Genomic DNA, 23,171 nt, shown 5'->3' with positions numbered 1-23,171 from the left:
CGTCGTCATCCCCGTCCGAGAAGGCCCTGGGGCCGGACCGCCAGCACCGCGACCATCAGCAGGAAGGTCAGCAGCGTCGCGTAGTTCGGGATGAAGGCGAGGCCGAACTGCTCGGCGAAGCCGATCAGCAGCGCGCCCAAGGCCGCCCCGGCCAGACTGCCCATGCCGCCGATGATGACGACGACCAGCGAGGACAGCAGGAACCGTGCGTCCTCCCCCGGCGAGATCGACAGGGCGCTGCCGCCGATCACCCCGGCCAGCCCCGCCAGACCGGCGCCGAGCGCGAAGACGAGCAGGAGCACCCGCTGCACGTTGAAGCCCATGGCCGACAGGATGTCGCGGTCGTCCACCCCGGCGCGGATCAGCATCCCCACCTTGGTGCGGTGGATCAGCAGCCACAGCCCCAGCCCGACCAGGAGCGCGCTGGCGATGACCACGAGGCGGATCGTCGGGTAGCCGCGAACCACCGGCAGCGGCGTCGTGCCGTAGAGGATCTCGGGCGGGGTGAACTGGTAGGTGATGCCGCCGTAATGGGCCAGCAGCAGGTCGCCGACCACGATGGCGAAGCCGATGGTGACCAGCGCCTGCCGCAGCTCGTCGCCGCCCAGCGTGCGCAGCAGCGTCAGATGCATCGCCAGCCCGACGACGGCCACGGCGACCGCCGCCCCCACCAGCCCGAGCAGCCAGGACCCGGTGTAGGACGCGATGTCGTACCCGACATAGGCGCCCAGGAGATAGAAGGCGCCGTGCGCCATGTTGACGGTCCGCAGCAGCCCGAAGATCAGCGAGAAGCCGCTGGCCACCAGGAAGTACAGAGACGCCACGGTCAGCGCGTTCAGCGACAGGAGAAGGTAAAATCTCATGCTCGGCGGCCCCGATGCTGGGGATGGCGGGCGCAAAGCCCGCCCGTTCCCTCCGCCACGGCTGTGGAGGAGGGTCGCGGCAGGGGGAAGAGGCGCCGCCTCAGGCGGCTACGCTGACCTGCGCGCGGGCCGGCGGCGTCATCTCCTTGTGGAAGGAGCCGTCCTTCATGATCGCCAGGATGCGGCTGCGGTCCTGGAACAGGGTGATGTCCTGCAGCGGGTCGCCGTCGAGCAGGATCAGGTCGGCCAGATAGCCGTTGCGCACCAGCCCCAACTCGCCCGGACGGTTCATGATCTCGCCGCCCAGCAGGGTCGCCGACTGGATCGCCTCCATCGGGGTGAAGCCCAGCAGCTCGACGAAATATTCCAGGTCCTTGGCGTAGGTGCCGTGCGGGGTCCAGGCGAAGCCGTAGTCGCCGCCGGGCAGCACGCGGATGCCGCGCTTGCGCATCGCCTTCATCGTCTCGACCGCGGCCTCGAGCTCGCGGAAATAGCCCATGTTGCGGGCGACTTCCTCGGTGATGCCCCAGTCGGCGGCGGCGTAGCAGGTCTGGTAGACCCAGGCGAGGCCGGGCGCGACGAAATGCTTGTCCTTGTTGGCCTCCAGCAGATCCAGCGCCTCCTCGTCGGCGAAGCTGGCGTGGTAGACGATCTCAATGCCGTGCTTGACGCAGAGCTTCACGGATTCGGCGCTGCGCGCGTGGGCGCAGATGCGCACCCCCCGCTTGCGATGGGCCTCGCGCACCGCCTCGGCGACCTCGTCCTCGGCCATCGGGGTGTCTTCGGCCCGGCACTTGGTGATCTCTTCGCCGGAGAGGTTCAGCTTGATGAGGTCGACGCCCTCCTTCAGCAGGCGGCGGACGCAGGCGCGCATCTCATAGGGGCCGTTGACGACCTCCACGAAGGTGTAGGCGCCGACATGGCTGGGATTCAGGTCGCCCAACCCGCCGATGGTGGCGATCTCCGGCCCGTTGGCGAGGTAGCGCGGGCCGGCGATGCGGCCCTTGTTGATGTAGTCGCGGACGACGACGTCCAGGCGCGGCTTGGCCGCCGCGGCGCCGACGCACATCGTGTAGCCGCAGTCGAGATAGGTGCGCGCGTTGTCCGCCGCCTCCAGGATGTGCTCCTCGACCGGCATCAGGCCGATGGGGTCGAGACCGGCCTGGTTGATCCAGCTGAAATGGGTGTGGGCGTCGCACAGGCCGGACATCAGCGTGGCGCCGCCGCCGTCGACCACCCGGTGCTCCTCGCGGGAGATGGCGCCGGCCTGCCGGGAGACCTCGGCGATCCGGTTGCCCTGGACGAGCACTTCTCCGGCGAAGGGCTTCTCACCGGTGCTGTCGAGAATCTGGACGTTGGTGAACAGGGTCGTGGGCATCGTTTCCTCCGGTTGCGGGGGCAGCTTCTTTGTCTTGGCGCCTCACCGCGGGTGATGATGGGGTCGGGTGATCGTTCGTGGATCGTCGCCTTGGTCTGTTGTGAGCTTCAGATTGATTTGGGCCTCAGGTTGAGTTGGAGGGCGGCGGGACGGCGGAGGCGATGCGGCCCTCCAGCCCGAGCGGCCCCGCCTCCCCCCGCACCTCGCCGCCGGCGCTGTCCAGATAGCGGCGCGCCAGGACGACCAGCGGCTCCGCCTGCTCCGGCCCGACGTTGTTGAAGCGCAGCCGGGTCTTGCCGAAGGCCGACAGCGACACGTTGCAGGGATGCCGGCACCCGCTGAGGCATTCGACGCGCCGCAGGGTCAGCCGCTCGGCCAGCGCGGTTCCGGCGATCAGCGCCTCCAGCCGGTCGGCCAGCCGCTCGCCGGGCGTCGGTTCGCCGGGGCTGCGCGCCGCGTAGCGGTGGCAGGTTCGGCACACCGACAGGATGTGCCGTACGAGGGCCGGCGGCCTGTCCATCAGTCCACCGAGAACAGGAAGTTCACCAGCGCCTCGTTCACCTCGGCGGGGCGTTCGAAGGTCGTCCAGTGGCCGCAGCGGTCGAGGATGCGCAGGGACGACCCGGCGATCTTCCGGTGCAGCGCCCGCACGGCGGTCGGTGGCGCCGTGCCGTCCTCGTCGCCGGTGACCAGCAGCGTCGGGCAGGCGATCCGTGCGACGTCCGCCGGCTCCGCCGCGGCCAGCGCCTCGCAGGTGCGGGCGTAGCCCTCCGGGTCCTGGCGCATCAGGATCTCGCGGACCAGGGCGGCGACCTCCGGCCGGTTGGCCTTGGTGTCCGCCGAGGTGCCGGCCTGGACGATGGCGTCGGCGATGCCGACCATGCCCTCCGCCCGCGCCTTGGCCGCGCGGTCGCGGATGACCGGACGGGCGGCGTCGGGCGGCGCGTGGAGCGGGCCGATCAGCGCGAGGCTGCGGACGCGGTTCGGACGGCGCGCCGCGACGTGCTGGCAGACGATGGTGCCGAGCGAGTGGCCGACCAGATGGACACGGTCGAGCCCGCGCTCGTCCATCACGCCCTCGATCGCGTCGGCAAGGCCGGCGATGGACAGCGGCCCGTCGGCGGGGCTGCGCCCGGAGCCGGGAAGGTCGGGCCGGATGCACTGGAAGAAACGCGACAGAACGCCGACCTGCGGCCCGAACACGTTGGAGGTTCCGCCAAGCCCGTGGACCAGCAGGACCGGATCGCCGTTGCCGTGCACCTCGACGGCCAATTGCGGTGCCATATGCCCCTCTCTTCGGTTGATGGTTGTCCTATTGCCAGTCAGGCCAGCGTGTTGCTCAGCGCGCCGATGCCGCTGACCTCGACCGTGACGCGGTCGCCGGGGAACAGGAATTTCGGCGGCGAGAAGCCCAGCCCGACACCCGCCGGGGTGCCGGTGGCGATGATGTCGCCGGGGTACAGCGTGATGCCGGCGGACGCCGTCGCGACGAGGGTCGGGATGTCGAAGATCAGGTCGCGGGTGTTGGCGTTCTGGCGCAGCTCGCCGTTGACCCAGGTCTTCACCTGGAGGTCGGTCGGGTCCAGCTCGTCGGCGGTGACGACCCACGGCCCCATCGGGCAGAAGGTGTCGAAGGACTTGCCCAGCAGCCACTGCTTGTGCCGCTTCTGGACGTCGCGGGCGGTCACGTCGTTGATGACGGTGTAGCCCCAGACATGCCGGTGGGCGTCCTCCGGCGCGATGTTCTTGCCGCCCGTGCCGATCACCAGCGCCAGTTCGACCTCGTAATCGATCTGCTCGCTGATGCCGCGGGGGTAGAGGATCGCCTCGTCCGGCCCGATGACGCTTTCCGGAACCTTGGTGAAGAAGATCGGCAGGGCCGGCACGGCGTCCGCGGCGCCGGTGGCGCTGCTGTCGTAGCCGCTGCCGGCGAATTCGCGGGCGTGGTCGTGGTAGTTCTTGCCGACGCAGAAGATGTTGCGCGCCGGGCGCGGGATGGGAGCCTCCAGCCGGACGCGGGAGAGGCCGATGCCCTCCCCCTCGACGTTGATGCGCCCCTTGATCTCGTCATAGCGGCGGATGACGTCGAGGAGATCGTCCACCGGCTCGCCGAGCAGCGATTCCAACGGCCAGACCCGCTTCTTGTCCGGATCGATGACCGCGACGGCGCGGCGTCCGTCAAGCTGGATGGTCGCAAACTTCATGGTGTTTCCTTCTCGCCCATTGTTGAGCCAATTTCTCACCAAACCAGAACCGCTGATCAGCTTGTGAGCCAATTAGGCCGGCTTGGTGATTGTTTGGTCAACTGAAAAAAAGAAAGTATGACGTTTGGTTGTGGTGAAAATGAGAGGTTTGCGTTGCGAAACGCCCAAGAGCTGGCTAGAATTGGATCATGTTTGGATCATCTCCTCGAAACGAGGACGGGAATGGACACGCTGAATCTCAGGGACCGGGCAGCCAACGGCGCCAACGCCGTCGTGCAGTTCATCGAGCGCAACATCGCCGATGGCAGCTGGGGCCCCGGCACCAAGCTGCCGACGGAACGGGATCTGGAGAAGCGCTTCGGGGTGTCCCGCAACACGTTGCGCAAAAGCCTGCGGCAGTTGGAGGACCAGGGAAAGATCGTCCGCCATGTCGGCCGCGGCTCCTTCGTTGCGGGCAGTTTGGAGCCGGCGCTCGGCGCGGCGATCCGCCTGCTCGCACCGCAGGACGGCGAAAACCTCGTCCGGCGCATCCACGGCGCCAGCCCGACCGAGGTGATGGAGGTGCGGCTGATGGTCGAGCCGCTGGCGGCGGAGCTGGCCGCCAGCCGGGCGAACGCGGCCGACCTGCAACGGCTGGAGGAGTGCCTGCTGCGCGCCGACCAGGCGCGCGACGTGCCCGACTTCGAGCATTGGGACGGGATGCTCCACGTCGCCATCATCGCCGCGACGAAGAACGGCCTGCTGATGGACATCTATGACGCCATCAACGACATCCGCAACCAGCCCGAGTGGGGCCGGCTGAAGGCGCGCAGCGTGACCCCACAGCGCCGCGCGATCTATCAGGAGCAGCACCGCCGCATCGTCTCGGCCCTGCTCGACCGCGACGGGGCGAAGGCCCGCGCCGAACTGCTCCAGCACCTGACGCTGGTCCGCGCCAATCTGCTGGCGGCGTCGAGCCAGGGAGCCGCGGCGGAGCCGGACGCGGCCATTGACCTGTGACGGCCCGGCGGCGGACCCGAACCGCCGTTCAGCGAAGGGCCGGACCGATCATCGGGACAAGCACATAGATCCCGAAGATCGCCATTCCCAGCAGGGTGAGCAGAGTCCGGAACGCCGCCCGCCAGCCGCCGTCCGCGCGGCGGAGGTCCAGGTAATGGGTGAGAATCCGGTCGGCCTTGAGATTGGCGGCGGCGAGGACGAGGCCGATTCCAAGTGGACCGAGACCGTCGCCGCCATGCCCCGCCCACATCGAGACGGCAGTGAGCAGCATCAGCACCATCCAGGTGCGTGTCAGGATCGTCATCGCCTCACCTCAGCAGATAGACGATGGGGTAGAGCAGCACCCAGATCAGGTCCACCATGTGCCAGAAGGCGGCCCCGGTCTCCAGGTTTTCCAGGCTGTCCCACCAGGTGACGATGCCCAGGATAACGATCCCCGCGGCGACGTGCATCGCGTGGAAGCCGGTCAGCAGATAGTAGAGCTGGAAGAAAGTGTTGGTCTCCAGCGTCAGGTCCCGGCCGATCTTGTCGCCATACTCGACCGCCTTGATGGCGAGGAACACACCGCCGAGGGCCATCGCGCCAAGCATCGCCACCCGGTGGGAGCGGCCCGAGGCCCGGCGCCGCACGGCGACCGCGACCAGCCAGCCGCTCGTCACCAGGACCATGGTGTTCACGCCGCCGAGCAGACGGTCCAACTGCGCCTGCGAGGCGTCGAAGGTCGCCGGGTCCAGGGCGCGCGCCACCGCGAAGCCGAGGAACATCGCCCCGAAGGCCGCAAGCTCCCCCAGGATGAGAATCCACATCATGGGGTTGCCGGGCAGGCTGGAGAGAGGCCCCCAATCGGCGGCCTCCCCGTCCGCAGCCCCGTCCGCGATGACGACCGCCGTCGGCGCGGAAATCTCCGTCATGTCCGCTGTCCTTCCGGAAGTGATGACCGGAAGGGACCATGACGCGGGAGAGGAGGGCCGTCTTTGCCCAGGGGCAAACTCGCGGCCCGTTTTCGATCAGTTGGAACCGGTTACTGATAGCCGCCCTTGTCCGCGCGCTCCCGCGCCGCGTCCTCCTGGGCCTTGGTCATCTCATCCTTGGTCGGCGCCGGCTTGTCATCGGGCTTGCCGGTCGCGCGGTCCTTCTCGGCTTGCGGTTGGGAGTCGGTGTTGCGGTTGTCGCCCATCGCGTCATCCTCCGGCATGAAGCGGGCCGATGCGGCCCGCCGTAAGCCTCACCAACACCCCCACGCGCCGGTCGTCTCGCCCCGCTCACATGGTCAGGCGACGATGCCGGCGTCGTGCAGGCGGCCGATCTCGGCGGACGGCAGGCCGAGTAGGTCGGCCAGCACCGCGTCGGTGTCCTGCCCCAGCACGGGCGCCGGGCGGTGGTCGGTGCGCTCGCCCAGGCCGGAGAAGCCAAGGGGCGAGCCGGGAACCAGCAGCGGCCCGACCTCCGGCTGCTCGACCTCGCGGAACAGCGGGTTGGCGGTGGAGCAGCGCGCGTCCTCCGCCACCAGCTGGCCGAAATCGCGGTAGGGCCCCCACAGCACGCCCGCCCCGGCGAAGGCGCTTTCCACCTCGGACAGGGTGCGGGCGGCGAACCAGGGGGCGAGCACGGCGGAAATCGCGTCGCGCGCCAGGAAACGCCCGCCCTCGTCGTTCATGTCCACGTCCATCAGCGGGCCGATCATCGCCAGCCGCTCGGTCAGCCCGGTCGCCTTGCCCAGCGCCTTCCACTGGCGGTTGGAGATGGCGACCACCATTGCCCGCCGCCCGTCGGCGGTGGCGAAATCGCGGCCGTAGGCGCCGTAGAGGTCGTTGCCCATCGGCGGGCGCACCGCGCCGTTCACCCGGACGTCGGCGAGGTAGCCGAGGTTGCCGACGGTCGCCAGCATGACGTCGGCCAGCGCCACCGTCACCTCCTGCCCGCGTCCGGTGCGGCGCCGGTGCCGCTCCGCCGCCAGCAGGCCGGTCGCCAGATAGAGGCCGGCGGCGACGTCCCAAGCCGGCAGCACATGGTTCACCGGCTCGCCGCCGCGACCGGTCGCCATCGGGAAGCCGCTGGCGCAGTTGACGGTGTAGTCGACCGCCGCCGACCCGTCCGGGTTGCCGGTCAGCCGCAGCATGATCAGGTCGTCGCGCTTGGCCGACAGCGCCTCGTAGCCCATCCAGCCGCTGGCCGGCAGGTTGGTCAGCAGGAAGCCCGCGTTCTCGCCCGAGGCGGTGATGATCGCCTGGGCGATCTCCCGCCCCTCCGGCCGGTCGAGCGCCAGCGTCACCGACCGTTTCGCCTTGTTCAGCGCGGTCCAGTAGAGGCTGGTGCCGTTCGGCGCCACCGGCCAGCGCCGGTAGTCGATATTGCCGCCGATGGGGTCGATGCGGATCACCTCCGCGCCCAGCTGGGCCAGCGTCATGCCGCCCAGCGGCGCGGCGATGAAGGCCGACACCTCGACGACGCGCAGATCGGAGAGAAGCGAGGACATGGGAGACTCGATCCAGATGGGAACAATGCGGTTGACGGGTGCCCCCACCCCGGCCCTCCCCCGCTGGGCGGGGGAGGGCCGGGGTGGGGGCTAACGATCCTTAAACGCAACGCCCGCCGTCGATTTCCAGCACCACGCCGGTCAGGAAGGCCGCCTCGTCCGACGCGAGGTAGAGGGCGGCGTTGGCGACGTCGGTCGGCTGGCCCAGGCGGCCCAGCGGCACGATGCCCATCATGCGCGCGCGCTTCTCCGGGGTGTCGCCGCCCATGAAGGTGGCGAGCAGCGGCGTCTCGGTGGCGACCGGGGCGAGCGCGCAGACGCGGATGTTGTCGGGCGCCAGTTCCAGCGCCAGCGACTTGGTGATGTTGTGCACGGCACCCTTGGTCGCGTTGTACCAGACCAAGCCCGGACGCGGCCGCAGGCCGGCGGTGGAGCCGAGGTTCAGGATCACGCCGGACTTCTGCGCCCGCATGGTCGCGACGACCGCCTTGGAATAGAGGTAGATCGACTTGACGTTCAGCGCGAAGACGCGGTCGAACTCCTCCTCCGTCACGTTCTCGAACGGGCCGTTGGCGTGGGTGGAGCCGGCGTTGTTGACCAGAATGTCCAGCCGTCCGAACTTTTCGACGGTGGCGGCGATGGTCATCTCGACGTCAGCCATCTTGGTCACGTTGGCGGCGATGCCGATGGCGGACTCGCCCAGACGCTCCGCGACCGCCTTGGCGGCGTCGCCGTTGATGTCCACGACCGCCACGCGGCCGCCCTCGCGCACGAAGGTCTCGGCCATCGCGAGGCCCAGCCCCTGCGCCGCACCGGTGATCAGGGCGACCTTGCCGTCCAGACGCTTCGTCATTCTTGTTTCCTCCCCAAGGGATTATGTGGTGATGGGGAGGCTATCCGCGCCGCACCGGCCGTGCTATGGACCATCCGTCATAGCTGCTATCAGCCCGCACAGCCGGTCATGAGCATCACGTCATGCACAGCGGGTCAGGGGGCGCTGTTCTCCCCGGCGCTGCCCGGAGCGACGACCTTGCCCTTCAGCACGCCGTTGGCGACGCATTTCGCCACCTCGGCGTGGATCAGCCGCAGCAGGGCGCGCGTCGCCTTCGACACCGGCTGGTGCAGCGGCGTCGCGGTGACGAGCATGGCGTGCATGTCCTTCGAGCTGATTTCGCGCGCGATCAGCCGGCCCTGGCGCACCTCGCGATGGACGGCGCCGAAGGGCAGGATGGTCGAGCCCATGCCCTCCTCCACCAGCTGCTTGATGGCGGTGACGGAATCGATCTCCATGTCGACCTGCAGGTCGATGTCGGCCCGCCGCACCGCGGCGTCGACCACCCGGCGCAGGCCGTTCTCCAGTCCCGGCAGCACGAAGCGCAGGCCGCCCAGCGTCTCCACCTCGACCGGCCCGTCGTCGCCGGCCACCGCGTCCTTGGCGGGCTGGACGAGCAGCAGATTTTCGACGAGCAGCGGCGAGGACAACATGCTGCGCCCGCGCCGGGCGTCGTAGAGCACGGCGAGATCGAGCCGCCCGCCCTCGACCCATTCCAGCAGCGTGCCGCTGAACACCTCGTGGATGCGCAGCGTGGCGTCGGGGTAGTTCTCGTGGAAGCGGCGGGCCAGCGGCGCCCCCAGCGTGGCGCAGATCGACGGGGGAAGGCCCAGCGTGACCGAACCGGTCAGCCGTTCCGACTGGTCCTGGATCTCCTCCTTGATCTCCGACAGCGCGCCCAGCAGATGGCGCACCACGTCATAGAGCTTGCGCCCCTGCTGGGTCAGCGAGACGCCGCGGCCATGGCGGTAGAACAGGCTGGTGCGCAGCTCGTGCTCCAGCTTCTGGACCTGCCGGCTGAGCGCCGGCTGGGTGATGCCAAGCTTGACCGACGCCTTGGAAAAGCTGCCAAGGTCGGCCACCTGAACAAAGTAGCGCAGTTCCAGAAGTTCCATCGCGGGACAGGTCTCGTCGTTCGGTCTCCGGGTCGGATAGCGAATACGCCGGTATGACACAAGCGGAGTCCGGACAGGTCAGTCCTGCCCGGCCCTCCGCGGTGTCTCGCGATCAATTGCGCCGGGTGAGCAGGCCGCGCGCCACAACCTGGGCCTGGATTTCCGCCGCCCCTTCGAAAATATTCAGAATGCGGGCGTCGCACAGCACACGGCTGATCGGATACTCGACCGCGTAGCCGTTGCCGCCGTGGATCTGCACCGCGTTGTCGGCGTTCGACCAGGCGACGCGCGCCGCCAGCAGCTTGGCCATGCCGGCCTCGATGTCGCAGCGGCGGTCGCTGTCCTTCTCACGCGCGGCGAAGTAGGTGAGCTGGCGGGCGATCATCGTCTCCACGGCCATCCAGGCGATCTTGCCGGCGACCCGCGGGAAGGCGGCGAGCGGGCGGCCGAACTGGACGCGCTCCTGGGCGTAGCGCAGGCCAAGCTCCATCGCGTTCTGCGCCACGCCGACGGCGCGGGCGGCGGTCTGCACGCGGGCGGATTCGAAGGTCGCCATCAGCTGCTTGAAGCCCTGGCCCTCGACGCCGCCCAGCAGGTTTTCGCGCGGAACGGCAAAGCCGTCGAAGCCGATCTCGTACTCCTTCATGCCGCGATAGCCGAGCACCGGGATCTCGCCGCCGCTCATGCCCTCGGCCGGGAAGGGGTCCGCCTCGGTGCCGCGCGGCTTCTCGGCCAGCAGCATCGACAGGCCGCGGTAGCCGGGGGCGTCCGGATCGGTGCGCACCAGCAGCGTCATCAGGTCCGAGCGGCTGCCGTGGGTGATCCAGGTCTTCGCCCCGGTGACGCGGTAGGTGTCGCCGTCCAGCACGGCGCGGGTGCGCAGGCTGCCCAGGTCGGAGCCGGTGTTGGGCTCGGTGAAGACGGCGGTCGGCAGGATCTCGCCGGACGCGAGGCGCGGCAGCCAGCGCGCCCGCTGCTCGGCGGTGCCGCCCAGGCGGATCAGCTCGGCGGCGATCTCCGCGCGGGTGCCCAGCGAGCCGACGCCGATGTAGCCGCGCGACAGCTCCTCCGTCACCACGCACATGGCGAGCTTGCCCATGCCGAGCCCGCCGTCCTCCTCCGGCACGGTCAGGCCGAAGACGCCCATCTCGGCCATCCGCTCGACGACCGGCATCGGGATCAGCTCGTCCTTCAGGTGCCATTCGTGGGCGTGCGGCTCCACCACGTCGGCGACGAAGCGGCGGAACTGCTCGCGCACCATGTCGAGCGCCTCGTCCTCCAACGCCGCCTCGCCGAAGCCGCCCCCGTGCAGCGCATCGGCCAGCAGCTCGGCGATGCGCAGCCGCAGGGTGGAAGCGTTGCCGGCGGCGATCAGCCGGCGCACCGCGTCGGTGCGGAAGGCGGCGCGCTCCGCCTCGTCCAGCCCGAAATCGGCGGGGCGGACGATCTCGCCCTGGCTCATCGCCAGACCGCCGTCGAGCTGGGCCAGATACTCGCCGAAGGCGGCCTGGAGCATGCACGCCTCCAGCTCGCCCAGCCGGCCCGCCCGGTCCAGCCGCTCCGCCCAGCCCTGCATCTGGCGCAGCGCCTCGGCGTAGGTCGCCACCCAGGCGAAGCCGTGCGCCGCCACCTGATGGCGGTCGAGCGCCGTCGCATCGACGCGCCCGTCCGGCGCCACCAGCGCGGCGACGCCGCGCTCGGCGGCCTCGGCCAGCCGCGCCACCGCGTCGAGCGCCGCCGCCGTGGTGGTCAGCAGGTCGGACGGCGACAGCGGGCTGTTGGAGGTTGGGGTGGACGACATGGCGCGTTTCCTCGGTGCGTGTTGCTTTGGTGTTGTTCTTGCTCAGTCCGCCGCGATCGTCTCGCGGGGCGGGAGGGACGCGGCGATCCCGGCGAAGGCCTGCTCCACCAGCCGGCGCTGATCGGCCTCGTGGTCGCCGTGGAAGCTGCCGGCGGGCGACGCCGCCTCGTCGCGGGCCACACAGCCGACGCGCGGCTCGGCGCAGCCGGCGGCGGCGCGCAGCGCCTCCAGGCGGCGGTCCAGATAGGTCCAGGCGCCCAGGTTGCACGGCTCCTCCTGGACCCAGACGCAGGACGCGCCCGGCCACCGGCGGAACAGCGCCGAGAGCGCGGCGTCGGGCAGAGGGTACAGCATTTCCAGCCGGACCACCGCCACACCGTCGGCACCGGTTTCTGGCCCGCGCTCGGCCCGTTCGCGCTCCAGCTCGTAGGCCAGCTTGCCGCTGCACAGCAGGATGCGCTCGACCCGCGCCCCGGCGGTGACGATGACCGGCTGGAAGGCGGTGCCCGGCGCGCAGTCGGCCAGGGTCGACACGGCGGCGGGCAGGCGCAGCAGCGTCTTCGGGCTCAGCACCACCAGCGGCTTGCGGTCGCGGCGCAGCATCTGCCGGCGCAGCAGGTGGAAGTAGTTGGCCGGGGTCGAGGGGTGGGCGACGCGGATGTTGTCGCGCGCCGCCATCTGGAGGAAGCGCTCCGGGCGGGCGGAGGAATGCTCCGGACCCTGCCCCTCCAGCCCGTGCGGCAGCAGGATGACGAGGCCGGAGGGCTGGCGCCACTTGTCCTCGGCGCTGACGATGAACTGGTCGATCATGATCTGCGCGCCGTTGGCGAAGTCGCCGAACTGCGCCTCCCAGATCACCAGCGCGTCGGGCCGCTCCAGGCTGTAGCCGTACTCGAAGCCGAGGACGGCGTATTCCGCCAGCGGGCTGTTGACCACGTCGAACCGCGCCTGCTCCACACCCAGATGATTCAGGCTGACATGACGGCGCCCGGTGACGGTGTCGGTCAGCGCGAAATGGCGGTGCGAGAAGGCGCCGCGCACCACGTCCTGCCCGGTCAGCCGGACCGGCGTCCCCTCGGCCAGCAGCGTGGCGAAGGCCAGCGCCTCGCCGGTCGCCCAGTCCAGCGGCTCCTCGGCGCGGCGGCGGATGACGCGCTCCACCTTACGGTCCACGGCCAGCCCATCGGGGATGGCGGCCAGCGCCGCCAGCAGCCCGCGCAGCCGGTCGTCGGCGATGCCGGTGTCCGGTTCGGCGGGAAGCGTGCCGGCCGGGGCGAAGGGCGCCCAGCGCCCGCCGGGGAAGCCGTCGTGGTTCGGCCGATGGTCGGAGGCCGCGGCCAGCGCCTCCTGGAAGCGGGTCTTGTGCCCGGCGGCCAACGCCTCGGCCTCCTCGGGGCCGACCAGCCCGTCGGCGGCCAGCCGCTGCGCGTAGAGCGCGCGGGCCGGCGGGTGGGCGTCGATCGCCTTGTAGTCGAGCGGCTGGGTGAAGCGCGGCTCGTCGATCTCGTTGTGGCCGTTGCGGCGGTACCCCACGAGGTCGATCACTGCGTCGCGCCCATGCGCCTGCCGGAACGCCACGGCGAGGTCGGCGGCGCGCAGGGCGGCGTCGGGATCGTCGGCGTTGACGTGAAGGATGGGGCTGTCCACCGCCTTCCACAGGCCGGTGCAGTGGAGCGAGGTCCGCGCCTCCTCCCGCTCGGTGGTGAAGCCGATCTGGTTGTTGACGATGACGTGGATGGTGCCGGCGACGGTGAAGCCGGGAACGCCGGACAGTTGCAGCGCCTCCGTCACGCTGCCCTGGCCGATCACGCTGGCGTCGGTGTGCAGCAGCACGCAGAGCACCCGCCTGGCCTCACCCCCACGCTCCTTCTCCAGATCCTGGCGCGCCCGCGCGCGGCCCAGCGTGACCGGGTTGATCGCCTCCAGATGCGACGGGTTGGGCGACAGGGTCAGGGCCAGCGACCGCTCGCCGAACGAGAGGTTGCTCTCCACCCCCATGTGATAGGGCACGTCGGCGGGAACCGGCGGGTCGGCCAGGAAGGGGTGCATGCCCTTGATGCCGGCGAACAGCTCGACCAGCGGCTTGCCCAGCGCGTTGGCCATCAGGCTGAGCCGGCCGCGGTGCATGGTCCCGACCTGCACCTCGGTGACGCCCGCCGCCGCCGCCGCCGCGAGGATGCGGTCGAGCAGCGGGATCAGCGTCTCCATGCCTTCCGCCCCAAAGCGCTTCTTGGTCGGGTAGCGGACGCCGAGCAGCCGTTCGAACTCCTCCGCCGCGGTCAGCAGCGCCAGCGCGCGGCGGCGCGCCTCGGCGGGCGGAGTGGTCTCCGCCCCCTCATAGGCGTCACGCAGCCAGGAGCGCAGGGCCGGATCGTCGATGTGCGCGGTCTCCAGCGTCAGCGTGCCCTGGTAGAGCCGGCGCAGGCGCGCGGTCCCGCCGTCCTCGGACGCGGCGACCAATGGAGCGGCGCGGCCTAGGGGATCGAGGGCAGCGGCGGCGTGGCCGCGCTGGCGGATCTCCTCCTGCCGCAGCGGAACCGCCGGATCGCCGGCCGGACAGCCCGGCGGTGCACCGGCGGGAACGGCGCCCAGCTCGTCCAGGATCTGGAAGACGGCGCGCCAGCTCACGTCCACCGACGCGGGGTCCTCGCGGAAACGTTCCTGCAACGCTTCGAGATAGGCGGCTCCGGCGGCGTTGAGCGGAGAGGACAGCCTAGACATGGCGCACACCGTTCATGCGATTGAACATCCGTCGGTTTGATGGCGGTCGAAGACCAGTTGCCCTCAGCTTATCGACCCATCGCGCGGTGCGGAGCGCGTGGCGTGCCTGTAGCAGATATTCATTGCGGGCATAGCAAACCGTCCGCGCCCGCACCGTTCACGGTGGCTCGCCGCGGGTTTCGGATGAAACCGTTCGCTCCGCTGATGGCTTGCCGCGCTTATGGCTGATATGCCGGCGAAACGCATTCCGCTGTGCGGCCGCCTGATCCACTGTCAGGGTCACCACACCCTCCCCGGCCACCCACCGGGGACCAAGCGCGTCGGACCGGCATCGCCTCGTCCGGGCGACAAAAATCTCGGGAGGAAGATCCACATGAAGCGCCGTCAATTCTTCAAGGGTGCCGCCGTCGTTGCCGGCGCCTCCACCCTCGCCGCCCCGGCCATCGCCCAGTCGGAGCCGACGATCCGCTGGCGCTGCGTGTCCAGCTTCCCGAAGAACATTGAGGTGCTCTACGGCAGCGCCGAAGTGCTGGCGAAGAACATCGCCGAGGCCACGGACGGCAAGTTCCAGATCCAGGTCTTCGCCGCCGGCGAGCTGGTCCCGGCGCTGCAGGCGCTCGACGCCGCCAGCAACGACACGGTGGAGATGGCCCACACCGCCTCCTACTACTATGTCGGCAAGGACCCGAGCTTCGCCTTCGGCTGCTGCCTGCCCTTCGGCCTGAACACCCGCCAGCAGAACGCCTGGTTCTACCATGGCGAAGGCGGCAAACTGCTGGAGGAGTTCTACGCCGGCCACAACCTGAAGGCGCTCGCCGGCGGCAACACCGGCTCCCAGATGGGCGGCTGGTTCCGCAAGGAGATCAAGAGCGCGGAGGACCTGAAGGGGCTGAAGTTCCGCATCTCCGGCCTGGGCGGCCAGATCCTGTCCAAGCTGGGCGTCGTGCCGCAGCAGGTCAGCGGCGGCGACATCTACCCGGCGCTGGAGCGCGGCACCATCGACGCCGCCGAGTTCAACGGCCCCTACGACGACGAGAAGCTCGGCCTCTACAAGATCGCGCCGAACTACTACTACCCGGGCTGGTGGGACGGCACCTCGCTCCAGCATTTCTTCATCAACACGAACCGCTGGAACAGCCTGCCAAAGCACTACCAGGCGGCGCTGACCTCGGCGGCGGCGCTCGCCAACGTCGACAGCGTGGCGCGCTACGACGTACTGAACCCGGCGGCGCTGAAGCGCGTGGTGGAGAAGGGCGCCAAGCTGCGCGCCTTCCCGCAGGACGTGCTGCAGGCCAGCCACAAGGCGGCCATGGAGCTTTACGACGAGCTGTCGGACAAGAACCCGACCTTCAAGAAGTTCTACGAGAGCTACCGCCGCTTCCAGACGGACTCGAACCTGTGGAACCAGGCGTCGGAATACGCCTACGACAGCGCCGTCCTCCGCCTCGCCCGGCGCTGATCCGGCACGTCCTCAACCATGACCGGGGAGCGGGGCCGCCGCTCCCCGGTCATGGCATCGTCGCGTTCCGCGCGACCGGCTTTTCCCGGAGGGCCTGCCCACCATGCCGACCCCCAACGCTTCCCCCTTCATGACGGCCCTGGTCGGGGCCTGCCGGCTGGTCGACGCGGTCACCGCGCGGCTGGGCAAGGCGATATCCTGGCTGATCGTGCTGGCGATCCTGGTGTCGGCCGTCAACGCGGTCGTCCGCAAGACGTTCGACGTCAGCTCGAATTCGTGGCTAGAACTGCAATGGGTGCTGTTCGCCGCGGTGTTCCTGCTCTGCTCCCCCTGGACGCTGAAGGAGGACGAGCACATCCGCATCGACATCGTGAACGCGCAGCTCGGCAAGCGCGCCCGCGACACCATCGACCTGTTCGGCCATCTGGCCTTCCTGCTGCCCTTCAGCTTCGTGATGATGGTCACCTCCTGGCCCTTCGCCATCGCCTCCTACGCGATCGAGGAGCAGTCGATGAACGCCGGCGGCCTGCCGCAATGGCCGGCGAAGATGCTGATTCCTCTGGGCTTCACCGTGCTGTTCATCCAGGGCCTGTCCGAGCTGGCCAAGCGCGCCGCGATCATGTCCGGCCACCTGGAGGACCCCAACCAGCGGGCCGGCGGCCATCAGGCGGCGGCCGAGGCCGAGGCGGAACGGTTGCTGGCCGCCGAGCGCGAGCGCACCTCCCACCCCGACACCCTTTCCAGCCGGTGACCGCGCGATGAGCACGACCTCCCCCTCCCTTTCGCCGCGCGCCGTCCGGCTGTCCGTCATCTCCCTGGTGCTGCTGGCGGTGGTCGCCGTGGCGCTCTACGTGCTGCCGGTGCCCGGCGCCGCGGCGCTCGCCGAACAGGACGGCTGGCGCGGCTGGTTCGGCCACAACATGGCGCCGATCATGTTCGCCACGCTGGTCGGCATGCTGCTGCTGGGTTATCCGGTGGCCTTCGCGCTGGCCGCCAACGGGCTGCTGTTCGGCCTGATCGGCATCGAGATCGGTCTGTTCCGCCCCGACCTGTTCCAGGCGCTGCCGGAGCGCGTCTACGGCACGATGAACAACGACGTGCTGCTGGCCGTGCCCTTCTTCACCTTCATGGGTCTGGTGCTGGAGCGCTCCGGCATGGCCGAGGACCTGCTCGACACCATCGGGCAGCTGTTCGGCTCGATCCGCGGCGGCCTCGCCTACGCGGTGATCTTCGTCGGCGCGCTGCTTGCCGCGACGACGGGCGTGGTGGCCGCGTCGGTCATCTCGATGGGCCTGATCTCGCTGCCGATCATGCTGCGCTACGGCTACGACCGGCGGCTGGCGTCGGGCGTGATCGCGGCGTCGGGCACGCTGGCCCAGATCATCCCGCCGTCGCTGGTGCTGATCGTCATGGCCGACCAGCTCGGCCGCTCGGTCGGCGACATGTACGAGGCCGCCTTCGTGCCGGGCCTGCTGCTGTCCAGCCTCTACGCCGGCTACGTCTTCATCGTCTCGATGATCTGGCCCAAGGCCGCCCCCGGCCTGCCGCCGGAGGCCATCGCCCACCGCGAGCCGAACGGCGCGCGCGGAGTCTGGCAGCTCGGCCTGCTGGCCCTCTTCGCGGGCGCGGTCGCCACCTGGGTGATGGGCCGCACCGATGTGAAGTCCGGCGCCGACTACGTCGTGCTGCTGCTCTCGGTGGCGGTGCTGGTCGCCTTCCTGGCGGCGGCCTTCAACCGCGGCTTCGGCGCTCAGCGCCTCGTCCTGCAATTCATTGCCACGGCGGCGCTGACGGCGGGGGCAGCGTGGCTGACGGTGAACGGGTGGACCACCCTGGCCCTGATCGGCGATTCCATCGCGGCGGGCGCGCTCTACGCCCTGGCCGTGGCGGTCGTGGAGCGGGCGACCGGCAAGCGCCTGATCTCCCGCATGGCGGAGCAGGCGACCTTCGTCATGGTGCCGCCGCTGGCGCTGATCTTCCTAGTGCTGGGCACCATCTTCGTCGGCCTCGCCACCCCGACCGAGGGCGGCGCCATGGGTGCGGTCGGTGCGCTGGCGCTGGCGGCCATGAAGAAGCGGCTGAACTTCGACATGGTGCGGCAGGCGACCTACGCGACGGCCAAGCTGGCCTCCTTCGTGCTGTTCATCCTGATCGGCGCGCGGGTGTTCTCGCTGACCTTCTACGGCGTCAACGGCCACATCTGGGTCGAGGAGCTGATGGTCTCCCTGCCCGGCGGCCAGATGGGCTTCCTGATCGCGGTCAGCGTGATGGTCTTCCTGCTGGCCTTCTTCCTCGACTTCTTCGAGCTGGCCTTCATCGTCATCCCGCTGCTGGCCCCGGCGGCGGATCGTCTGGGCATCGATCTGGTGTGGTTCGGCATCATCCTGGCGGTGAACATGCAGACCAGCTTCATGCACCCGCCCTTCGGCTTCTCGCTGTTCTTCCTGCGCTCGGTGGCGCCCAAGCTGCCCTACATCGACCGCATCACCAAGAAGGAGACGGCCCCCGTCCTGACCAGCCAGATCTACTGGGGTGCGGTGCCCTTCGTGGTCATCCAGCTCGTCATGGTGGCCCTGGTGATCGCCTTCCCGCAGATGGTCATGCACTACAAGTCGACCGCCACCAAGCTCGACGACAAGCAGATCGAAGAGCAGTTCAAGGGCCTCGGCGGCGACCTGAACGACGACCTGCCGCCGCTGGAATTCAAGTGATCGAGACCAAGACCGAGAGAGGGAGAGCGACATGCGCATCGCCGTCGTAGGAGCCGGGGCCGTTGGCGGCGCGCTGGCGGGGTATCTCGCCGCCACGGGCCGGCACGAGCTGTCGCTGCTGGCCCGCGGCGCCCATCTCGCGGCGATCCGCGACGGCGGGCTGACCGTGCAGACGCCGAAGGGGACGCTGACCAGCCGGCCGCGGGCCAGCGATTCCGCCGCCGACCTCGGCCCGCAGGACGTGGTGATCGTCACGGTGAAGGGGCACGGGCTGCCGGCCCTGGCCGCGTCCTTCCCCGCCCTGTGCGGGCCGGACACGCTGGTGGTGGCGGCGCAGAACGGCATTCCCTGGTGGTACCTGTACGGCGCCGGCGACGGCGTGACGCCGGAACCGCTGGAGGTGGTCGATCCCGGCGGCGCCATCTGGTCGGCCATCGGGCCGGAGCGGGTCGCCGCCTGCGTGATGGAGGTGCTGCCCGCCCGCATCGTCGAACCGGGCGTCGTCGCCCACACCGCCCTGCCCGTGCTGGCCTTCGGCGCCCCCCGGCCCGGCGACCATGCGGAGAAACTGGCGGCCCTGGCGGATTCCTTCAATGCGGCGGGCGCCACCGCCCGCCTGCCCGCCGACATCCGCGTGCCGCTGTGGAGCAAGCTGATGCTCAACATGGCGGTCGGCCCGACCAGCGTGCTGACTGGCGCCACCATGGGCGCCATGGAGCAGGCCCCCGGCATGGCCGCCGTCCAGGGCCGGCTGATGCGCGAATGCCTGAACGTCGCACATGCCTGGGGCGTCGCCCTGCCCGACGACATCGACGAGCGGCTGAGCCGGGGCAGCGGCGTGCCCGGCCATAAGCCGTCGATGCTCCAGGATTTCGAGGCGGGCCGCAGCATGGAGATCGACCCCATCGTGACCACCGTCCTGGAACTGGCCCGCCGCCGCGGCGTGCCGGTGCCGACCATCGAAACGCTGTGGGCGCTGACCGCCCTGAAGGAGCGGGTGGCGCGCGCCGACTGAGCGCACGTGCCCCCACCCCGACCCTCCCCCGCTCACGCAGGGAAGGGGACTGCCGCCGCTTCGCCTAAGGCACCCTCTCCCGCCCAGCGGGGGAGGGTCGGGGTGGGGGCAGGACCGGCGCCACCAAAGAACGTCCCCGGAGAAAAACGACATGTCCCCCGCTTCCGATCGCATCACCAACTTCATCGCCGGCTCCTGGCGTCCGGGCCGTGACCGGCTCGACATCTTCAACCCGTCGAACCTCGACGAACTGGCCGGCTCCTACTCGCTGGCCGGCGCCGGCGACGTGACGGAAGCCGTGGCCGCAGCGCGCGCCGCCCAGCCGCAATGGCGCGCCGCCACGGTGGAGCAGCGCTCGCTGGTGCTCGACGCCATCTCCCGCGCGCTGTTCGACCGCAAGGACGAGCTGGCGCTCATCGCCGCGACCGAGGGCGGCAAGACCATCCCCGACGCGCTGGGCGAGATCACCCGCGCCGCCCACCTCGCCCGCTTCTTCGCCGCCGAGGCGCTGCGCGCGCCGGGCGAGACGCTGGGCTCGGTCCGGCCCGGCGTCGAGGTCGACGTGACGCGCGAGCCGGTCGGCGTCATCGGCCTCGTCACGCCGTGGAACTTCCCGGTCGCCACGCCGATGTGGAAGATCGCCCCGGCGCTGGCCTTCGGCAACGCGGTGATCTGGAAGCCGTCCGAGAAGACCCCCGGCATCTCGATCGCCGTCACCCGCCTCATTGCGGAGGCGCTGGAAGCCCACGGCATGCCCGCGGCGCTGTTCAATCTGGTGATCGGCGCCGGCCCGAACGTCGGTGCCGCCGTGGTCGACGCGGTGGACGCCGTGTCCTTCACCGGGTCGGTCAACACCGGGCGGCGCATCGCCGTGCGCTGCGCGGAGCGGATGATCCGCGTCCAGCTGGAGCTGGGCGGCCAGAACCCGCTGGTCGTGCTGGGCGACGCCGACCCGGAGCGCGCCGCCGAGATCGGCGTCAACAGCGCCTATTTCCACGCCGGCCAGCGCTGCACTGCCACCGGCCGCTTCATCGTCGAGGACTCCATCCACGACGCCTTCGTCGCCGCCATGACCGAGCGAATGGCGGCGCTGCGCGTCGGCCACGCCCTGCAGCCGGAGACGCAGATCGGCCCGGTCATCGACGAGTTCCAGCTCACCAAGAACCTGCAGTACATCGACACCGGCCTGAAGGAAGGCGCGCAATTGGCCTCCGGCGGCGGGCGGCTGGACCGGCCGACGCGCGGCTGGTTCCTCGCCCCGACCCTGTTCACCGAGACCAGCAACGCCATGACCATCAACCGGGAGGAGGTGTTCGGCCCGGTCGCCAGCGTCATCCGCGTCAAGGATTACGAGGAGGCCCTGGCGGTGGCCAACGACACCGACTACGGCCTGTCGTCGGGCATCATCACCAACTCGATGAAGCACGCCCGCCACTTCCAGGCCAACATCCAGGCCGGCATGACCATGCTGAACCTGCCGACGGCCGGCGTCGACTACCACGTCCCCTTCGGCGGCCGGAAGATGTCGAGCTACGGCCCGCGCGAGCAGGGACGCTCCGCCATCGAGTTCTACACCATCATCAAGACGGCCTACCGCGCGCTGTGACGCCGAACCGAAGCCCAGGGAGAGTCTCCTTGTCCAAAGACATTTCGGGGTCCAACCACACCCTGACCGCCGGGCGGCCGGACTTCGCGACGGCCGTGCTCGCTCCCATCCACGCCATCGTCGGCGACCGCGGGCTGATCACCGATCCCGGCACCATGCAGCCCTTCATGGAATCCTGGCGCGACGGCTGGGTCGGCCGCTCCCCCGCCGTGGTGCTGCCCGACAGCACCGAGGCGCTGGCCGCCGTCGTGCGCATCTGCGCGGAGACGCGCACCCCCATCGTGCCCCAGGGTGGCAACACCGGCCTGACCGGGGCCAGCCAGCCGCACGCCGACGGGACGGAGATCGTCCTCTCGACCAACCGGCTGAACCGCATCCGCGAGATCGACATCGACAACGACACGATGACGGTGGAAGCCGGCTGCATCCTCGCCAACATCCAGAACGCGGCGCGCGACATCGGCCGGCTGTTCCCGATGAGCCTCGCCGCCGAAGGCTCCTGCCAGATCGGCGGCAACATCGCCACCAACGCGGGCGGCGTGCAGGTCGTGCGCTACGGCAACATGCGCAACCTCGTCGCCGGGCTGGAGGTGGTGCTGCCCGACGGGCGGATCTGGGACGGCCTGCGCGGGCTGCGCAAGGACAACGCCGGCTACGACATGAAGCAGATCTTCATCGGGTCGGAGGGCACGCTCGGCATCGTCACCGCCGCGGTGCTGAAGCTGTCGCCGCTGCCGCGCGCCACCGCCACGGCGCTGGTCGCGGTGTCGGCGCCCAGCGACGCCGTCGATCTGCTGACCCGCGCCAAGGGTGTGGCCGGCGACCGCATCATCACCTTCGAGCTGATCCAGCGCGACTGCATCGACGTGGCCCGCCGCCACGTGCCGGACGTGCCCGACCCGCTGCGCGACCGCTACCCCTGGTACGTGCTGGTCGAGCTGGCCGACCAGGACGGCGGCAACCGTCTGGCCGAGATGCTGGAAGGCATCCTGGAGGCGGGGATGGAGGCCGGCGAGGTGCTGGACGGCGTCGTCGCCGCCTCCAAGGCGCAGGCCGATTCGCTGTGGCGCATCCGCGAAGGCATCCCGGAGGGCCAGAAGCGCGAGGGCGTGTCCTTCAAGCACGACGTGTCGGTGCCGATCTCCCGCGTGGCGCGCTTCCTCGACCGCGCCAACGCGGCGCTGGAGCGGGAATGCCCGGGCATCCGCCCCTTCGCCTTCGGCCATCTCGGCGACGGCAACATTCATTTCAACCCGATCCAGGCGGAGGGCGGCGACCCGGCCGAATGGAAGGCGAAGCTGGCGACGGTCAACGCCATCGTCCACGACATCGTCGTCGATCTCGGCGGTTCGATCTCGGCCGAGCACGGCATCGGGCGGCTGCGCATCGACGAGATGCCGCGCTACAAGTCCCCGGTCGAGCTGGACATGATGGCGACGCTGAAGCGCGCCTTCGATCCGCACAACATCATGAATCCGGGCAAGATCCTGCGCGCCTGAGGGCCGCCCGGCCATATAAGGACCGTTTCCGATGAAGATCCTCGTCCCGGTCAAGCGGGTGGTCGATTACAACGTCAAGATCCGCGTCAAGGCGGACGGTTCCGGCGTTGAGACCGCCAACGTGAAGATGAGCATGAACCCCTTCGACGAGATCGCTGTCGAGGAGGCCGTCCGCCTCAAGGAAGCCGGCAAGGCGACCGAGGTCATCGTGGTCACCGTCGGCCCGACGGCGGCGCAGGAGACGCTGCGCACCGCGCTCGCCATGGGCGCCGATCGCGGCATCCTGGTGCAGACCGACGCCGAGACGCAGCCGCTGGCCGTCGCCAAGGTGCTCAAGGCGCTGGTCGACAAGGAAGGCCCGACTTTGGTCATCCTGGGCAAGCAGGCGATCGACGACGACTGCAACCAGACCGGCCAGATGCTCGCCGCCTTGCTGGGCTGGCCGCAGGGCACCTTCGCCTCCAAGGTCGTGCCCGGCGAGGGCTCGGTCAC

At 69.9% G+C, this 23,171-nt stretch carries 21 protein-coding genes; 8 read left to right on the top strand and 13 right to left on the bottom strand.

Annotation, left to right across the window (positions count from 1 at the left end):
• Positions 1-5: 5 nt before the first annotated feature.
• The 5 genes from DS837_RS25580 to DS837_RS25560 form a co-directional block, all read right to left on the bottom strand.
• Positions 6-863: a branched-chain amino acid ABC transporter permease gene (locus DS837_RS25580; RefSeq protein ID WP_040137922.1), complete on the bottom strand. Its 858-nt coding sequence runs from the start codon at positions 861-863 to the stop codon at positions 6-8.
• A 100-nt stretch (positions 864-963) separates the two neighbouring features.
• Positions 964-2,241, bottom strand: a complete 1,278-nt coding sequence (locus DS837_RS25575; RefSeq protein WP_149167315.1) for a metal-dependent hydrolase family protein — start codon at positions 2,239-2,241, stop codon at positions 964-966.
• Positions 2,242-2,365: 124 nt separating this feature from the next.
• Positions 2,366-2,761: a DUF1636 domain-containing protein gene (locus DS837_RS25570; RefSeq protein ID WP_149167314.1), complete on the bottom strand. Its 396-nt coding sequence runs from the start codon at positions 2,759-2,761 to the stop codon at positions 2,366-2,368.
• Positions 2,761-3,525 carry an alpha/beta fold hydrolase gene (locus DS837_RS25565; protein ID WP_149167313.1) on the bottom strand — a complete coding sequence of 255 codons (765 nt, stop codon included), beginning with the start codon at positions 3,523-3,525 and terminating at the stop codon, positions 2,761-2,763. The genes DS837_RS25570 and DS837_RS25565 overlap by 1 nt, the downstream gene beginning before the upstream one ends.
• 38 nt (positions 3,526-3,563) lie before the next feature.
• Complete coding sequence (locus DS837_RS25560) at positions 3,564-4,445, bottom strand: fumarylacetoacetate hydrolase family protein (RefSeq protein ID WP_149167312.1); 882 nt, start codon at positions 4,443-4,445, stop codon at positions 3,564-3,566.
• 222 nt (positions 4,446-4,667) lie between these two features.
• Here DS837_RS25560 and DS837_RS25555 point away from each other — a divergent pair, with 222 nt between their 5' ends.
• Positions 4,668-5,444, top strand: a complete 777-nt coding sequence (locus DS837_RS25555; protein WP_149167311.1) for a FadR/GntR family transcriptional regulator — start codon at positions 4,668-4,670, stop codon at positions 5,442-5,444.
• 28 nt (positions 5,445-5,472) lie between these two features.
• Here the strand turns inward: DS837_RS25555 and DS837_RS25550 are convergent, their stop codons facing one another.
• The 8 genes from DS837_RS25550 to DS837_RS25520 all read right to left on the bottom strand — a co-directional run bounded on the left by DS837_RS25550 (position 5,473) and on the right by DS837_RS25520 (position 14,389).
• Positions 5,473-5,748 carry a cytochrome C oxidase subunit IV family protein gene (locus DS837_RS25550; RefSeq protein WP_149167310.1) on the bottom strand — a complete coding sequence of 92 codons (276 nt, stop codon included), beginning with the start codon at positions 5,746-5,748 and terminating at the stop codon, positions 5,473-5,475.
• Between the two features lie 4 nt (positions 5,749-5,752).
• Positions 5,753-6,355, bottom strand: a complete 603-nt coding sequence (locus DS837_RS25545; RefSeq protein ID WP_149167309.1) for a cytochrome c oxidase subunit 3 family protein — start codon at positions 6,353-6,355, stop codon at positions 5,753-5,755.
• A 110-nt stretch (positions 6,356-6,465) separates the two neighbouring features.
• The gene (locus DS837_RS32190) at positions 6,466-6,621 is read right to left on the bottom strand and encodes a hypothetical protein (protein ID WP_170295975.1); all 156 of its coding nucleotides are present in this window, start codon (positions 6,619-6,621) and stop codon (positions 6,466-6,468) included.
• Between the two features lie 93 nt (positions 6,622-6,714).
• Complete coding sequence (locus tag DS837_RS25540; RefSeq protein ID WP_149167308.1) at positions 6,715-7,920, bottom strand: CoA transferase; 1,206 nt, start codon at positions 7,918-7,920, stop codon at positions 6,715-6,717.
• Positions 7,921-8,020: 100 nt separating this feature from the next.
• The gene (locus DS837_RS25535; RefSeq protein WP_040137916.1) at positions 8,021-8,773 is read right to left on the bottom strand and encodes a glucose 1-dehydrogenase; all 753 of its coding nucleotides are present in this window, start codon (positions 8,771-8,773) and stop codon (positions 8,021-8,023) included.
• A 134-nt stretch (positions 8,774-8,907) separates the two neighbouring features.
• Positions 8,908-9,867: a LysR family transcriptional regulator gene (locus DS837_RS25530; protein ID WP_014199620.1), complete on the bottom strand. Its 960-nt coding sequence runs from the start codon at positions 9,865-9,867 to the stop codon at positions 8,908-8,910.
• A 112-nt stretch (positions 9,868-9,979) separates the two neighbouring features.
• The gene (locus DS837_RS25525; RefSeq protein WP_149167307.1) at positions 9,980-11,668 is read right to left on the bottom strand and encodes an acyl-CoA dehydrogenase family protein; all 1,689 of its coding nucleotides are present in this window, start codon (positions 11,666-11,668) and stop codon (positions 9,980-9,982) included.
• A gap of 42 nt (positions 11,669-11,710) precedes the next feature.
• Positions 11,711-14,389 (bottom strand): 2-oxoglutarate dehydrogenase E1 component, encoded by a 2,679-nt coding sequence (locus tag DS837_RS25520; protein WP_149167306.1) that lies wholly within the window; start codon positions 14,387-14,389, stop codon positions 11,711-11,713.
• Positions 14,390-14,762: 373 nt separating this feature from the next.
• Between DS837_RS25520 and DS837_RS25515 the strand changes: the two genes are divergently transcribed.
• From DS837_RS25515 to DS837_RS25480, 7 genes are all read left to right on the top strand, one after another.
• Entirely contained in the window at positions 14,763-15,848 is a 1,086-nt protein-coding gene (locus DS837_RS25515) for a TRAP transporter substrate-binding protein (RefSeq protein WP_145626188.1), read from the top strand.
• A 103-nt stretch (positions 15,849-15,951) separates the two neighbouring features.
• The gene (locus tag DS837_RS25510; protein WP_247890132.1) at positions 15,952-16,599 is read left to right on the top strand and encodes a TRAP transporter small permease subunit; all 648 of its coding nucleotides are present in this window, start codon (positions 15,952-15,954) and stop codon (positions 16,597-16,599) included.
• Positions 16,600-16,768: 169 nt separating this feature from the next.
• On the top strand, positions 16,769-18,559 hold the full coding sequence (locus DS837_RS25505) for a TRAP transporter large permease (protein WP_345772129.1): 1,791 nt from the start codon (positions 16,769-16,771) through the stop codon (positions 18,557-18,559).
• A gap of 31 nt (positions 18,560-18,590) precedes the next feature.
• Positions 18,591-19,574 (top strand): ketopantoate reductase family protein, encoded by a 984-nt coding sequence (locus tag DS837_RS25500; RefSeq protein WP_149167304.1) that lies wholly within the window; start codon positions 18,591-18,593, stop codon positions 19,572-19,574.
• A gap of 151 nt (positions 19,575-19,725) precedes the next feature.
• Positions 19,726-21,180: an aldehyde dehydrogenase family protein gene (locus DS837_RS25490; protein WP_149167303.1), complete on the top strand. Its 1,455-nt coding sequence runs from the start codon at positions 19,726-19,728 to the stop codon at positions 21,178-21,180.
• 29 nt (positions 21,181-21,209) lie between these two features.
• Positions 21,210-22,679 carry an FAD-binding oxidoreductase gene (locus tag DS837_RS25485; protein WP_149167302.1) on the top strand — a complete coding sequence of 490 codons (1,470 nt, stop codon included), beginning with the start codon at positions 21,210-21,212 and terminating at the stop codon, positions 22,677-22,679.
• Between the two features lie 31 nt (positions 22,680-22,710).
• Positions 22,711-23,171, top strand: a 461-nt coding sequence (locus tag DS837_RS25480; RefSeq protein ID WP_149167301.1) for an electron transfer flavoprotein subunit beta/FixA family protein, incomplete at its 3' end; no start/stop codon positions are given.

The sequence above is a fragment of the Azospirillum brasilense genome (assembly GCF_008365405.1).
Classification (GTDB): Bacteria; Pseudomonadota; Alphaproteobacteria; order Azospirillales; family Azospirillaceae; genus Azospirillum; species Azospirillum brasilense_D.
This window is presented reverse-complemented; position numbering and strand designations above follow the sequence as displayed.

Excerpts from the sequence above, each read along its gene's own strand:
- DS837_RS25580 (WP_040137922.1), bottom strand. The coding sequence starts at position 863 with ATGAGATTTTACCTTCTCCTGTCGCTGAACGCGCTGACCGTGGCGTCT.
- DS837_RS25575 (WP_149167315.1), bottom strand. The coding sequence starts at position 2,241 with ATGCCCACGACCCTGTTCACCAACGTCCAGATTCTCGACAGCACCGGT.
- DS837_RS25570 (WP_149167314.1), bottom strand. The coding sequence starts at position 2,761 with ATGGACAGGCCGCCGGCCCTCGTACGGCACATCCTGTCGGTGTGCCGA.
- DS837_RS25565 (WP_149167313.1), bottom strand. The coding sequence starts at position 3,525 with ATGGCACCGCAATTGGCCGTCGAGGTGCACGGCAACGGCGATCCGGTC.
- DS837_RS25560 (WP_149167312.1), bottom strand. The coding sequence starts at position 4,445 with ATGAAGTTTGCGACCATCCAGCTTGACGGACGCCGCGCCGTCGCGGTC.
- DS837_RS25555 (WP_149167311.1), top strand. The coding sequence starts at position 4,668 with ATGGACACGCTGAATCTCAGGGACCGGGCAGCCAACGGCGCCAACGCC.
- DS837_RS25550 (WP_149167310.1), bottom strand. The coding sequence starts at position 5,748 with ATGACGATCCTGACACGCACCTGGATGGTGCTGATGCTGCTCACTGCC.
- DS837_RS25545 (WP_149167309.1), bottom strand. The coding sequence starts at position 6,355 with ATGACGGAGATTTCCGCGCCGACGGCGGTCGTCATCGCGGACGGGGCT.
- DS837_RS32190 (WP_170295975.1), bottom strand. The coding sequence starts at position 6,621 with ATGGGCGACAACCGCAACACCGACTCCCAACCGCAAGCCGAGAAGGAC.
- DS837_RS25540 (WP_149167308.1), bottom strand. The coding sequence starts at position 7,920 with ATGTCCTCGCTTCTCTCCGATCTGCGCGTCGTCGAGGTGTCGGCCTTC.
- DS837_RS25535 (WP_040137916.1), bottom strand. The coding sequence starts at position 8,773 with ATGACGAAGCGTCTGGACGGCAAGGTCGCCCTGATCACCGGTGCGGCG.
- DS837_RS25530 (WP_014199620.1), bottom strand. The coding sequence starts at position 9,867 with ATGGAACTTCTGGAACTGCGCTACTTTGTTCAGGTGGCCGACCTTGGC.
- DS837_RS25525 (WP_149167307.1), bottom strand. The coding sequence starts at position 11,668 with ATGTCGTCCACCCCAACCTCCAACAGCCCGCTGTCGCCGTCCGACCTG.
- DS837_RS25520 (WP_149167306.1), bottom strand. The coding sequence starts at position 14,389 with ATGTCTAGGCTGTCCTCTCCGCTCAACGCCGCCGGAGCCGCCTATCTC.
- DS837_RS25515 (WP_145626188.1), top strand. The coding sequence starts at position 14,763 with ATGAAGCGCCGTCAATTCTTCAAGGGTGCCGCCGTCGTTGCCGGCGCC.
- DS837_RS25510 (WP_247890132.1), top strand. The coding sequence starts at position 15,952 with ATGCCGACCCCCAACGCTTCCCCCTTCATGACGGCCCTGGTCGGGGCC.
- DS837_RS25505 (WP_345772129.1), top strand. The coding sequence starts at position 16,769 with ATGGCGCCGATCATGTTCGCCACGCTGGTCGGCATGCTGCTGCTGGGT.
- DS837_RS25500 (WP_149167304.1), top strand. The coding sequence starts at position 18,591 with ATGCGCATCGCCGTCGTAGGAGCCGGGGCCGTTGGCGGCGCGCTGGCG.
- DS837_RS25490 (WP_149167303.1), top strand. The coding sequence starts at position 19,726 with ATGTCCCCCGCTTCCGATCGCATCACCAACTTCATCGCCGGCTCCTGG.